Annotated in this window: 11 protein-coding genes; 5 read left to right on the forward strand and 6 right to left on the reverse strand. The window is 62.0% G+C overall.

Annotated features, from left to right (window positions below):
- Positions 1 to 103 precede the first annotated feature (103 nt).
- The 3 genes from B0E49_RS01955 to B0E49_RS01965 all read left to right on the forward strand — a co-directional run bounded on the left by B0E49_RS01955 (position 104) and on the right by B0E49_RS01965 (position 2,900).
- Positions 104 to 1,441: an ice-binding family protein gene (locus tag B0E49_RS01955; protein ID WP_077560290.1), complete on the forward strand. Its 1,338-nt coding sequence runs from the start codon at positions 104 to 106 to the stop codon at positions 1,439 to 1,441.
- Positions 1,442 to 1,503: 62 nt separating this feature from the next.
- Positions 1,504 to 2,676, forward strand: coding sequence for an OmpA family protein (locus tag B0E49_RS01960; protein WP_286137739.1), 1,173 nt, complete (start codon positions 1,504 to 1,506; stop codon positions 2,674 to 2,676).
- A 68-nt stretch (positions 2,677 to 2,744) separates the two neighbouring features.
- Positions 2,745 to 2,900, forward strand: a complete 156-nt coding sequence (locus B0E49_RS01965) for a DUF3096 domain-containing protein (protein ID WP_077560291.1) — start codon at positions 2,745 to 2,747, stop codon at positions 2,898 to 2,900.
- A gap of 37 nt (positions 2,901 to 2,937) precedes the next feature.
- Here the strand turns inward: B0E49_RS01965 and B0E49_RS01970 are convergent, their stop codons facing one another.
- The 5 genes from B0E49_RS01970 to B0E49_RS01990 all read right to left on the reverse strand — a co-directional run bounded on the left by B0E49_RS01970 (position 2,938) and on the right by B0E49_RS01990 (position 8,429).
- Positions 2,938 to 4,389, reverse strand: coding sequence for an NAD(P)(+) transhydrogenase (Re/Si-specific) subunit beta (locus tag B0E49_RS01970; RefSeq protein ID WP_077560292.1), 1,452 nt, complete (start codon positions 4,387 to 4,389; stop codon positions 2,938 to 2,940).
- A gap of 10 nt (positions 4,390 to 4,399) precedes the next feature.
- Positions 4,400 to 4,753, reverse strand: a complete 354-nt coding sequence (locus B0E49_RS01975; RefSeq protein ID WP_077560293.1) for an NAD(P) transhydrogenase subunit alpha part 2 — start codon at positions 4,751 to 4,753, stop codon at positions 4,400 to 4,402.
- A 19-nt stretch (positions 4,754 to 4,772) separates the two neighbouring features.
- Complete coding sequence (locus B0E49_RS01980) at positions 4,773 to 5,879, reverse strand: NAD(P) transhydrogenase subunit alpha (protein ID WP_502688692.1); 1,107 nt, start codon at positions 5,877 to 5,879, stop codon at positions 4,773 to 4,775.
- 70 nt (positions 5,880 to 5,949) lie between these two features.
- Entirely contained in the window at positions 5,950 to 7,332 is a 1,383-nt protein-coding gene (locus tag B0E49_RS01985) for an NAD-dependent succinate-semialdehyde dehydrogenase (protein ID WP_077560295.1), read from the reverse strand.
- A gap of 59 nt (positions 7,333 to 7,391) precedes the next feature.
- Positions 7,392 to 8,429, reverse strand: a complete 1,038-nt coding sequence (locus tag B0E49_RS01990) for a zinc-dependent alcohol dehydrogenase family protein (protein ID WP_077560296.1) — start codon at positions 8,427 to 8,429, stop codon at positions 7,392 to 7,394.
- Between the two features lie 354 nt (positions 8,430 to 8,783).
- Between B0E49_RS01990 and B0E49_RS01995 the strand changes: the two genes are divergently transcribed.
- Both B0E49_RS01995 and B0E49_RS02000 read left to right on the forward strand, forming a co-directional pair.
- Complete coding sequence (locus B0E49_RS01995) at positions 8,784 to 9,287, forward strand: DUF1269 domain-containing family protein (protein WP_077560297.1); 504 nt, start codon at positions 8,784 to 8,786, stop codon at positions 9,285 to 9,287.
- Positions 9,288 to 9,348: 61 nt separating this feature from the next.
- Positions 9,349 to 11,721 (forward strand): HAD-IC family P-type ATPase, encoded by a 2,373-nt coding sequence (locus tag B0E49_RS02000; RefSeq protein ID WP_077560591.1) that lies wholly within the window; start codon positions 9,349 to 9,351, stop codon positions 11,719 to 11,721.
- Between the two features lie 51 nt (positions 11,722 to 11,772).
- On the opposite strand, the gene B0E49_RS02005 is transcribed toward B0E49_RS02000, so the two are convergent.
- The gene (locus tag B0E49_RS02005) at positions 11,773 to 13,371 is read right to left on the reverse strand and encodes a bifunctional aspartate transaminase/aspartate 4-decarboxylase (protein ID WP_077560298.1); all 1,599 of its coding nucleotides are present in this window, start codon (positions 13,369 to 13,371) and stop codon (positions 11,773 to 11,775) included.
- Between the last annotated feature and the right edge of the window lie 12 nt (positions 13,372 to 13,383).

The raw sequence follows: 13,383 nt of genomic DNA on the forward strand, positions 1-13,383 counted from the left end.
CGCACCATGCGAAAGCGACAACGCAGACCGTCCAATTGCGCATCGACGAGGAGTCGGTCGGTGACATGGATGGTTTTCAGGATCGGAAGAAGAGGGTCAACAAATGAATAAATACGAGCGCCACTCTAGCGTCCTGCCGTGGCTGATGGCATTGCTGCTGAGTGTTTTGGTGGTGGGCTGCGGCGGCGGCGGGCGGGATCCGATTCTGGGCACGGGCGGTGGCGGAGTCGCTTTTGCTCCACCCTCTGGCGCGATCATCCCGGGCGCTGCATGCGCTGCTGCGACCGGACCGACCATCCCCACGGTGACCCTGTCGGATCCCACCAGTGGCAACCAGTTTGCCACCACCAGCACGAATGGCGTTGCGGGCGGCGGGAAATTGGTCACGGCCACCTTCAGTCTGGCAATGAGTGCGGCAACGATCAATGCAACCACCTTCGCACTTGCGCCAGCGGGCGGGGCGGCACTTGTCCCTGCATCGGTGAGCTACAACGCCGCCACCCGGGTGGCCACTTTGACGACATCGTCAGCGCTCCTGGCCGGCACGTCCTATACGGCGGTGATCCAGGGTGCCACAAGTGCCAATGGCGTCCCGATCGGCTGCAACTATGCATGGAGCTTCAAGACAGTCACACTCGCCGCGGCTGGCCTGGCGCCAGTCAACCTAGGCTCGGCCGCCCCGTTCGGGATTGCGGCTACCGCCGGAGTCACCAATACGCCCACCGCCCCGACCAGTCACATCAATGGGAATGCGGTGCTGAATCCAAATGCGACATGTAATGCGGTGACAGTTGACAACGTGGGCGGTTTTGGCCTTTGTGGAGGCTCAACTCCGACCATCAGCGGGATCGTCGTTACGCCCACGTACCCGGATACAAGCACCGCAAATGCTGTCACCAGCGATTTGCGGTCGGCGTTTCTCAGCATCACGCCTGTGGCCGGGCCGCCAGCTGCCGGTTCATTGGCGGGAGGCACCCCGATAGCAGCCCCCACTGGTTTGGGCGCCACCACCGGAAGCGCACTCGTGGCCGGACAGAACCTGTTCTATCCTGGCGTGTATACATCCAACACGTCGATTCTGATCGGGAACGATCTCACGCTTGACGCCCAAGGCAACCCCGATGCCGTCTTTGTCTTCCAGTCGGCGAGCACCGTCGGCTCGGCAGCCGGTGCCGCTTCCCCTGGAACTCACACCCGCATCCTCCTGGTCAACGGCGCCAAGGCATCCAATGTCTGGTGGCAGGCGGGCACTTCGGCAACGCTTGGAACCAACTCTGAATGGCAAGGCAACATCCTGGCCTCGGCCAGTGTCACGATGAACACCGGCGCGTCCTCGTGTGGCAGGCTGTTTGCCGGGGCGTTTACGGCCGGCGCATTTGTCTTCGACTCCAACGTCGTATCCGTGCCGGGTAATGCAAGCGCACCTCCCACGTGCAAGTGAAAAGGGCTGACGCAGTCGGGCCAACGCAGAAGCAGTGATATCAGAAAGCGCCCGAGGCACGGGTGAAATCTGATGAATTTGATCAGGCCATTTTGGAGAAAAACATGAAATTAACAAGAATCTCAGGAAGACTGGGTTTGGCGGCCATCGCTGTCGTCACCAGCCAATTCGCGGTGGCGGACGATCTGGGCTGGTATGGCGGGGCCAACGTGGGCCGGTCCGCTGCGACCATCGACGACGCGAGAATCACCAGTGGGCTGCTGACCCGAGGTCTTGCGACGACCTCAATCACCGATCAGGATCGCTCTACCGGCGGCAAGTTTTTTGGCGGTTACCAGTTCAACAGGAATTTCGCCCTTGAGGGTGGCTATTTCGATCTGGGCAAGTTCGGCTTTGCGGCGACCACGGTACCGGCGGGAACGCTGACAGGCAATATCCGCCTGCAGGGATGGAATCTCGACGCGGTCGGGATTTTGCCGGTCACCGAAAAGCTGTCGGTGCTTGGCCGGGTCGGCGTGACAAATGCTCGAGCCAGGGACTCCTTTTCCGGAACGGGGGCCGTCAATGTGCCGTACTCCAGCGCGAACCCGAGCCAGCGTGACACGAACTACAAGTTTGGCGTGGGAGTTCAATACGCATTCAATGATGCACTGGCCATGCGCGTCGAGGCCGAACGCTACCGCGTCAACGATGCCGTTGGCAATAAAGGGGACGTTGATCTGGTCTCGGTCGGCCTGGTCTACCGATTCGGTGCGAAAGTGCAGGCCCCGGCCCCGCGCGAGGCTACGCCCGAACCGGTGGCCGCCGTGCCGGCGCCTGAACCCGTGGCCGTGATGCCGCCGCCTGCGCTACCCACCAGGGTCACTTTCTCCGCGGATTCCCTTTTCGATTTTGACAAGGCGGCTATCAAGCCCGAGGGCAGGCAGGCCCTGGACAAATTTGCGGCAGACCTGAAGGGCGCCAGCTTTGACGCGATTACCGTCACGGGACACACTGACCGGATCGGTTCGCACGACTACAACATGGCGCTGTCGACGCGCCGCGCCGAAGCGGTCAAGAGCTACCTCGCGGAATCCGCAGGGATTCCGGCTGGCAAGATTGCCGCCAGAGGCATGGACGGAGCAGATCCCGTGACGAAACCCGGCGATTGCAAAGGCAACAAGGCCACCAGGGCATTGATTGCCTGCCTGCAGCCCGATCGTCGCGTGGAGGTCGAAGTCTCCGGCACCAGGTAACGCGCCCGTCCGGATCTGCACGGGAGCCGTACCTGCCCTTGTTTTGACTCAACAGCATTGGAGATCACGTGAACCTTAACCTCAGCCTGACGCCCCTGATCTCGCTCATCGCAGGGATCCTCATCCTGGTGATGCCCAAGCTACTGAACATCATCGTAGCCATCTATCTGATCGTGATCGGGCTGGTCGGCCTGTTCGGTACCGGGGCGTTTCACTTGCACTAGGAAATGATGCCGGTGACAAACCGCCGTTGAATGGAACTCATGCGGCCGCAGGCAGTCCCAGTCCCCGAACCGCCTCGATCATCTGGATCAGCACGGCCTGGGCGTCACCATAGACCATGTTGCAGTTGTCGGCGTAGAACAACGCATTGACGATGCCGGCATAGCCTTTGCCTTCACCGCGCTTGACGACAAACACCCTCTTCGCCTTGTCTGCGTTCAGGATCGGCATACCGAAGATCGGCGAGGACTTGTCGGTGCGCGCGGCCGGGTTCACCACGTCGTTGGCGCCGATCACCAACGCGACGTCGGTGCTCGCGAACTGGTCGTTGATGTCTTCGAGCTGAAAGATCAGGTCGTAAGGCACTCCCGCCTCGGCCAGCAACACGTCCATCTGACCCGGCATGCGGCCGGCCACCGGATGGACAGCGAACTTCACGGCGACACCGCCGGCCTGCAGCAGCTTGACGAACTCGAAGAGCTTGCCCTGACCTTGCGCCACGGCCAGCCCGTAGCCCGGCACGATGATGACCGAGCTGGCATAGCGCATCGCGATGCCGGCGTCGCCTGCTTCCGTCGGCTTGAGGCTACCCTTCACGTTGCCCTGCTTGTGCCTGGGCGCATTGCCGAAATTACTGAAGATCACGTTAGCCACCGAGCGGTTCATCGCCTTGGCCATCAGCAGCGTCAGCAAGATGCCGGCGGCGCCAACCACCATGCCGGCAATCATCAGCGCCGGGTTCTGCAGCACGAAACCTTCGAGCCCGACCGCCAGGCCGGTGAAGGCGTTGAAGATCGAGATCACCACCGGCATGTCCGCGCCGCCAATGGGCAGCGTCATCAGGACGCCCAGCACCAGCGCACAGCCGAAGAACAGGTAGATCGATGCCGGTATGGCCAGCACCAACGAAACGTTACCCTGCGTCGCGGCGACAATGTAGACGCCGACCGCGAGCGTCGCCAGCAATACCAGCCCGTTGAAGGCCTGCTGCCCCTTCACCCGCACGGGCTGCTTGATGACCCCGTCGAGCTTGGCCCAGGCGATCAGCGAGCCCGACAGCGACACGGCGCCGATCAACGCTCCCAGCAATGTCACGATGAGCCCGGTCGCGCCTGGCGCCTTGTTGCCAAACAGCTCGACCGCAGCAATGGCACCGGCGGCGCCCCCACCCATGCCGTTGTAGAGCGCCACCATCTGCGGCATGGCCGTCATCGCCACCTTCTTGCCGCTCCACCACGCCGCGCCGCCGCCCATGCCGAGCGCGACGACGGCGAGCGCGACATTCACCAGCAGATGAGGCCGGGCCGCCGCACCCACGTTGAAGGCATAGAGAAAGCTGGCCAGGATGGCGACGGCCATGCCGATGCCGGCGACAAAGATACCCGAGGGTGCCGTGACGGGCGAGGACATGCGGTACAGCCCGTACATGAAAAGAAGGGCGGCCGCGAGGTCGGCGGCGCCGATCCCGAATTGAGGAAGCAGGGTCAACATGCGGGTGTCCTCAGCGTTTCCTGGGACGCAGGGACTTCACGTTGCCCGACTTCGCATGCGCGCCGGCGTGGCCGCTGGTCTTGAACATCGCGAGCATCCGGTCGGTCACGGCGTAGCCGCCGGCAGCATTGCCCGCGCCCAGCAGCACGGCGAAGAAGCCGATCACCTGCTCCTGGACGGTGCCCGCATTCAGCAGCGCATAGATGCCCCCCACCACGACGATGCCATGCACGAAGTTCGAGCCCGACATCAAGGGCGTGTGCAGGATGGCCGGCACGCGGCCGATGATCACCCAGCCCGCGAAGGCGGCGAGCATGAAAATGTACAAGGCGACGAAGCCTGAAATGCTGATCTGAAAGTCCATGTGGGTGTCCTCTTTTGGCTCAAGCCGCCCGGGCGGTCAGTTTGGCACGCGCGGCGGGTGCGGCCACCTCTGCCGTCGCGGTGGCCCTGTTCGCACCCGCGTGAGTGAGCACCGTTTTAGCCAGTATTTCGTCATTCCAGTCGATGTCGATGACGTTGTCTTTCATCATCAGTGCGAGCAGGTTGTACTGATTCTTGGCGTAGAGCTCGCTCGCATCTTCGCCAAGCATCGAAGGGACGTTCAGCGGTGCGACGATCGTCACGCGCCCGATCTGCACCGTCTCACCGGGCCGCGTGTCCTCGCAATTGCCGCCGCCCTCGGCCGATAGATCGACGATCACGGCACCGGCTTTCATGCCCGCAACCTGCGCATGACTGATGAGCTTGGGTGAGGGCTTGCCGGGAATGGCGGCCGTGGTGATGATCAGATCTGCCTTTTGAATGTGCTGGGTCAGCGCCGCGGCAACCTTGCTCTTTTCGTCGGCACTCAGTTCACGGGCATAACCGTCCTTGCCACGCGCATCCACGCCGGTGGCGACGAAGGTGGCACCCAACGAGAGCGCCTGCTCCTGCGTTTCGGGACGGACGTCGTAACCTTCCACGATGGCGCCGAGCCGGTGGGCCGTGGCAACGGCCTCCAGCCCCGCCACACCCAAGCCCATCACCAGCACGTGGGCCGGCCCGATCGAGCCTGCCGCCGTGGTGATCTTTGGCAAGATGCGCGCAAGATGGGTGGCACCCAGCTGCACCGCGTAGTAGCCGGCGAGCGCGGACTGGCTCGACAGCGCATCCATCGCCTGTGCCCGCGAGATGCGCGGCACACGCTCCATCGCGAAGCAGGTGATCTTCTTGTCCAGCAAACGCTGAACCAGCGCGGGCTCCTGGTCGGCGTAGATGAAGGAGATGAGGATCGCGCCCTCTTTCATCGCGCTGATCACCTCCAGGGCGGGTGGCTGCACCGCGAGCACCACATCGGCATCGCCAACCAGCGTCTTGCGATCTTCAATGAAGACCACGTCGTCGAATGCGCTATCTTCCAGATGGACGGCCGCTCCGGCGCCCGGCTGCATGTGCAGCTTCGCACCCAGCTTGACCAGTTTGGGAACCACGGAAGGCACCAGTGCCACGCGGCGCTCGTGCGCCCGTGTCTCTGTCAGAACGGCAACATTGACGTACATGGCTGGCTTTCGCGGGCGCTCATGCCGGCGCGTCGAAGTGACCCGTGCGAACCAGCTTCTTGTTGACGAACTCCTGGATGCCCATGTTGCCGAGTTCGCGCCCGTAACCCGAATACTTGATGCCGCCGAACGGCAGTTCGGCGTCGGACCAGTCGATGTTGTTGACGAACATCATCCCGGTGTCCACCGCGCCGGCCACGCGCTTGCCGCGCGCTACGTCCTGCGTCCAGACCGAGCCGCCGAGGCCGAAGTCGGAGTCGTTGGCCAGCGCGATCGCCGCCGCCTCGTCCTTGACACGGAAGAACGAAACCACCGGGCCGAAAAATTCGTCCCTGAAAGCGGGGTTGTCGGGCTTGATGTCCGCCAGGATCGTCGTCTCCATGAACGCGCCTGGCCGCTCCATGCGCTTGCCGCCCATCAGCAGCCTGGCACCGTGCGCCACCGCGCTGTCGACTTGCTTGAGCAACTGCACCAGGGCGGCCTCGGTGGACAAGGGACCGTGCGTGGTCTTCTCGTCCATCGGATCACCTGGCTTCAGAGCTTGCAGCGCGGCCTGGAATTTCGCGAGGAATTTGTCGGCAATCGAATCGAGGACGATGAATCGCTTCGCGGCACAGCAGGTTTGTCCGCCGTTGTACATGCGGCCCCATACCGCCCAGGGAATGGTTTTTTCGAGGTCGGCGTCTTCGAGAACGATGAACGCATCGCTGCCACCGAGCTCCATCGAGGACTTCTTGAGGTTCTGTCCGGCGCGGGCGGCGATGCTCCTGCCTGCCGCGACGCTGCCGGTCAAGGCCACGCCCTTGATGCGCGGATCGTCAATGACATGTTCCGACTGCGCATGCGAAATCAGCAGGTTGGTGTAGGCGCCTACGGGCGCGCCCGCGTCGATCAAAAGCTTCTCGAACGCAATCGCGCATTGCGGCACGCAGCCGGCGTGCTTGACCACCAGCACATTGCCCGCCATCAGTTGCGGACCGGCGACGCGCGCGAGCTGGTAATAGGGAAAATTCCAGGGCTCCACGCAGAAGAGCACGCCGATGGGGCTGCTCTCCATGTGGGCTTCGCCGACTTTGGGATGAAGTTGGGTTGGCGCCAGAAAGGCTTGCGCGTTTTTGGCGTAGTAGGCCAGGATGTCCGCGCTGAATTTCACTTCGCCGCGGGCCTCGTCGATGCGCTTGCCCATCTCCAGCGTCGCCAGTTTGGCAAAGTCGTCCACGTGCGCGTGCATCAGTGCGGCGGCCTTGGCCAGGATGGCAGCGCGCTCGGCGTAGCTGGTGTGCTTCCAGGTCTGGAAACAGGACTCGGCGTTGGCGAGTGCCTTTTCGAGCTGCGCGCTGCTCAAGTGCTCGAAGCTCTTGAGAAGCTTGCCGTCGTTCGGGTTGATGCTCTGGTAGTTCATGATGAGGTTCTCTTTCGAAAGGGTTGAAGAAACGCGGGGGGATGCGGGCACAGCCGTCGTCAGGTCTCGATGATCACTTTGAGCGCGTGCGTTTCGGCAGCGTGTGCAAAGGTCTCGTAGGCGTCGAGGATGTGGTCGAGTTTGAAGCGGTGCGTGATCAGCAGCTTGGGGTCGATCTTGTGCGCGCAGAACGTCTTGAGCAGCATCGGTGTGCTCACGGCGTCGACCAGTCGCGTGGTGATCGTGATGTTGCGGTCCCACAGCTTTTCAAGGTGCAGATCCACCTTCGTGCCATGCACACCGATATTCGCAATCGTGCCCCCGGCGCCGACAAGCTGCTCGCACAGCTCGAAGGTGGCCGGAATGCCGACCGCCTCGATGGCGGTATCGACGCCACGCCCACCGGTCAGTTTCATGACCGCCTCTGCGGCCTTGCCGTCGGCGCTGTTGACTGTTGCCGTGGCGCCGAAACGCGTGGCCAATTCAAGGCGGCCATCGTCCAGATCGATCATGATGATCTCGGCCGGCGAGTAGAACTGCGCGGTGAGCAGCGCGGCCAGTCCGATCGGTCCGGCGCCGACGATGGCAACGGTATTTCCGGGCTGTACCTTGCCGTTGAGCACGCCGCATTCGAAACCAGTGGGCAGGATGTCGCTCAGCATGACCAGCGCCTCTTCGTCCGCGCCGTCGGGGATCGGATACAGGCTCATGTCCGCATGCGGAATACGCACGTACTCGGCCTGTGTGCCATCGATGCTGTTGCCGAGAATCCATCCGCCCGTCGTGCAGTGCGAGTACATCTGCTTGCGGCAATTGGCGCACTTGCCGCACGCGCTGATACAGGAAATCAGGACCCGGTCGCCCGACTTGAAGGCCGTGACGGCCGAGCCCACCTCATCGACGATGCCGACTCCTTCATGGCCCAGGATGCGACCAGGCTGGCAGGTGGGCACGTCCCCCTTGAGGATGTGCAGGTCGGTGCCGCAGATCGTCGTTCGCGTCACCTTGACGACAGCGTCCGTGGGCGCAGTGATCTTCGGCTTCGGACGGTCTTCGAGTGCCTTCTTTTGCGGGCCCAGATAAACAAGTGCTTTCATGATTGGCATTCCAGTGAGTGTGAACAGGGCCGGAATTACCGATGGCAGCACTCCCGGGCGAGCCGTCGTTCGTCAGCTGCGTGTGGCACGCCGAAAGCGAAAGCATGTTGACAAGCATGGCCACGGTCCAGGACCCGGTCTGTGCGGTGGCTCACAGTGCTCTGCAGCGGGGGCGTAAAGGGGCGTAAAGGAACGTAAGTAGTGGAAGCTTGTCCTCCATAAGCGTGTTGGCGCACAGATCGGATTGCGCCTCCCGCACAGACTGGGCGGCTGGCTCGATGCAGGGTCCGTTGCGTATGGATCCCGCTGGATATCAGACGACCTTTGAGTTATTCAATTTTTCAAGGAAGCATCATGGAAAAGGAAAATTCGCCCGTTTATGTCTTCAATACCCACGTTGAAGCGGAACAGGCCATCAGGTTGTTGGGCACGTCCGGCTTTGACGTCAAGAAGCTATCGCTGGTTGGCAAGGGCTATCACAGTGAAGAGCATCCGGTGGGCTTCTACACCATGGGCGACAAGATGAAGACCTGGGGCGGCATCGGCGCCTTCTGGGGCGGTATCTGGGGCTTGCTGCTCGCGCCGGCCGTCTTCTTCCTGCCCGGAGTAGGCCTGGTTGCGATGGCGGGCCCTGTGGTGTCCATGCTGGTGGGGGCGCTCGAGGGCGCCGTGGTGGTGGGTGGCGTGTCGGCGCTGGGCGCAGCACTGACGAAGATCGGGGTGCCCAAGGACGAAGTGATCAAATATGAAACCGCCCTGAAGGCGGACAAATTCGTTCTCATGGTGCACGGCAGCGCCGAGGAGCAGGCTAAAGCTCGCACGGTGCTGGCAAGTTCCAAGGCGTGGGCAACGGTGTAACCTTCAGAGACCGGGATCGCGCGGTCGTTGGTATTCGGTGGCCGCGACGTTCGGGCAGACCATGACTACCCCGCTGCGTACACCCGAAGCTTTACCTGCCAAGCCGGCAGGCGCCGCCAACGTCGGCACGCCAGGCGGCTTGACGAGTGATGAAGCGCGGCGCCGGCTGGAGAAGTTCGGTCCCAACGCGATGCCCGATACGGCGCTCCACCCGCTGCGCATGGCGATTGAGAAATTCTGGGCCCCCGTTCCGTGGATGCTCGAAGCCGCCATCGTGCTCCAACTGGCACTGGGCAAGTATGTCGAGGCGGCGATCATCGCCGGTCTCTTGGTGTTCAACGCGGCGCTCGGACTGTTCCAGGAGAGTCGTGCCCAGGCCACCCTTGCCGCCCTGAAATCGCGGCTCGCACTGAATGCATCGGTCCGGCGCGACGGCGCATGGAAAACCATCCCCGCAGCCGAACTGGTGCCGGGGGATGTGGTGAAGCTGTCACTCGGCGGCGTGGTGGCCGCGGATGTGCGCCTCACGGAGGGCGAAATCCTGCTTGACCAGTCGATGCTCACCGGGGAGTCGGTGCCCATCGAAGCGGGCGCGGGTCTGCAGACCTATGCGGGGGCGCTGGTGCGGCGCGGCGAGGCGGTGGCCGAAGTCACGGCGACGGGCGCGCGAACCAAGTTCGGCCGCACGGCGGAACTCGTGCGCACCGCTCACGTCGTCAGCTCCCAGCAAAAAGCCGTTCTGCGCGTGGTGCGCAATCTCGCCATGTTCAATGGCGTCATCATCGTCATGCTGGTGGCTTATGCCTGGTTTCTCACGATGCCGGTCACCGACATCATCCCCCTCGTCCTGACGGCGGTGCTTGCATCGATACCGGTGGCGCTGCCAGCCACCTTCACCCTGGCATCGGCGCTTGGCGCGCGGGCGCTGGCCAAATTGGGCGTCCTTCCGACGCGCCTGTCTGCGGTGGACGAAGCGGCATCGATGGATGTCTTGTGCGCCGACAAGACCGGTACGCTCACCCAAAACGCGCTGACGGTGACCGCGGTTCGTCCCATGGACGGCTTCGACGCGGCACATGTTCTGTCGCTGGCGGCGCTGGCCAGCTCGGATGGCGGACAGGACCCGGTCGATGGTGCCATTCGCGCGGCTGCCAGCGGCAAGCAAGCCGCCGATGCGCCGCAACTGGTCAAATTCGTCCCGTTTGATCCGGCGACCAAGATGTCCGAGGCGACGGTGACGGATCCGGGCAGCGGCACACAGCGTGTCGTGAAAGGCGCCTTTGCAGCAGTCATCGGTCTGGCGCCGCCCCCGCAGAGCGCGACCGCGGTGGCGAAGGAACTCGAAGATCAGGGCTTTCGGGTGCTGGCAGTCGCCGCCGGCCCGGCGGCGGCGATGAAGCTGATCGGGCTTATCGCGCTCAGCGACCCGCCTCGCGCGGACTCGGCGGCGCTCGTCACGGAATTGCACGGGCTCGGCGTGCGCACCGTGATGGCGACGGGGGATGCGCCGGTAACCGCCGCCATCGTGGCGCATGCGGTGGGACTCGATGGCGCCCTCTGTCCGCCGGGGCCAATCCCCGACGCCGTCCACCCCGAGCAGTTCGCGGTCTTCGCCGGCGTGTTGCCGGAGGGCAAATTCCAGCTCGTCAAGGCATTTCAGAAGGGCGGACACACCGTCGGCATGTGCGGCGATGGCGCCAACGACGCGCCGGCGCTGCGCCAGGCGCAGATCGGGATCGCGGTCTCGACGGCAACCGATGTTGCCAAATCGGCCGCCGGCATGGTGCTGACCGAGCCCGGCCTGTCCGGCATCGTGGCCGCAGTCAAGGAAGGTCGCGTGATCTTCCAGCGCATCCTGACCTATACACTGAACTCCATCACCAAGAAGACCGTCCAGGTGCTCTTCCTGGCCGTCGGCCTGATCATGACCGGGCATGCGGTCCTGACGCCCTTGTTGATGGTCCTGATCATGATCACCGGCGACTTTCTCGGCATGTCCTTGACGACCGACAATGTGCGGCCCTCGCCGGCGCCGAATGCATGGCAAATCGGCAAACTCACGGTCGCGGGCGTCATCATGGGGATCGGCGAGCTGGTCTTTTGCGTATCCGTCCTGGCCTTCGGCGTCTATCACATGAAGTTCGCTATCGGGACGTTGCAGACGTTGGCTTTTGTCGTGATCGTGTTTGGCAATCAGGCGACAACCTATACCAATCGTGAACGCCGGCGGGTGTGGTCATCGCGCCCCAGCGCCTGGCTCGTGGCATCGTCGGTTGGCGATCTCCTGATCGCCTCGACATTGGCGATCGCCGGAATCGCCATGGCGCCCTTGCCACCTTCGGTAGTACTCTGGACGCTGGCGGCTGCGATTACGTTTGCCTTCGCGCTGGACGTGGTGAAGGTGCCGGTATTCGCCCGTCTCAAAATTGTCTAAAGCCTTATCCCGGTATCCGGTATTTCCCCCAACTTTCTATTCGCCGCTCTATCAGACAGCCGCGATTTTCCTGAAGTCCTGATTGAACTCGTCGAGCACCTGCCGCGTAAACTTCCCGATTGCAGCGTATTCGCTCTCCGTGAGGTTGGCGAGCGACACGCGCGCCGACGTATCTACCACTTCGAATCCCTTGCCGGGCAACAGCACAACGCCGGTTTCTTGCGCAAGACGGAACAGAAAGTTCGTACCTAAATCGCTTTTGACAAACCACGCCTCGAACTCCGGCCCATACAGCGTCCCGCCCAATTCCTGCAAGTCGATCAACGTATAGTAATTTACGTCATTGAATTCATGCGTGGCTCTGATGCCCATATTGGAAAATAGCGTCTGATATCTTTTTCGTATCAGGTGTTTGGCCGAGTCCTTGTAGCGATGTTCACGGTCCATCAATCCGTTAAGTGCAAACAAGGCCATCTGCAACTGCTGCGGTACCGACAAGCCCGCCGTGTGGTTTAAAGCAACCGCGCGACTGTCGGCGACCAGGCGATCGATAAAGAGAAGCGCGCGCGGTTCGGTCGTGAGTGACGCATAGCGTGTGTCGAGAAGAAGTTTCTGTTGCTCCGGCAGAGAAGCCAGTCTGGCATCGAAGACGTTGTCGTTATGCAATGCAATGGCGCCGAGACGCCATCCAGTGGCGCCAAAGAACTTTGAGAACGAATAAACACACAGCGTGTTGCGCGGGCATTTCGCGAACAGCGACACAAACTCATCCGCAAAGGTTCCATAGACATCATCGGTGACGATGAAAAGGTCGGGACGCCGGGTGGCAACCAATTTGGCCAACTGGTCGAGCACCGTGTCGGACAGTTTTGTAGATGGCGGATTACTCGGGTTGACCAGGCAAAATAGCTTGATGGCAGGATCAAGCAACTTGTCGATTTCGGCGTCAGGAAGCTGCCAGTCGGCATGCTCATCCATCCGGATATCGACGATTTCAAGCCCATAGTCATTGAGAACCGGGATTTCCAGATAAGGCGAAAAGATCGGTGTGCCAATGGCGATCTTGTCACCCGTTTTGATCAGGCCATTTTCGCGCAGGCTTTGGAAGATGTAAGTCATGGCAGCCGTACCGCCCTCGGTCGCAAACACTGAAAACTCGCCGGTCCGCGGTATCGGTCCAAACATTTCCTGGGCCAGATACGCTTTGACGATCTCCTCGGTGTGCGCCAGCATTCTGGGGGGCGTTGGGTAATTGCAACCGAGAAATGCGCTGACCATTTCAAACAGGAACGCATCCTGATCGAGCCCAAGCTGATCCTTGACATATGAAATTGCGGCGCGTAGAAAATGAACCCCGTCGGTGAGTCGATGATGATTCGCGTACCCTTCGAACCGCTGCACGATGCCATCGTGCTCCGGCAGGCCACCGAAGCCGCTGTCCAGATAGGAGTAAGACCGCTCGGCTTCTCGCATCGCGAAATCACCCAAACTCAGGAAAGCCCAACGCGGCAATGTCGCCAGAAAATTCGGGTTTCCCCGTCCTGCGTTCAACATCAGTCTCTGTGCGTCGGAAGATGCAATGGCGATCAACCGGTCTTTAAGCTCAAAGGGGCTTAGTGCCGCAAATTGCGTGAAGTTGTTTTCTTCCATGACAGTTGTCCT

The sequence above is a fragment of the Polaromonas sp. C04 genome, assembly GCF_002002705.1.
In the GTDB taxonomy this organism is placed as follows: Bacteria; Pseudomonadota; Gammaproteobacteria; order Burkholderiales; family Burkholderiaceae_C; genus Rhodoferax_A.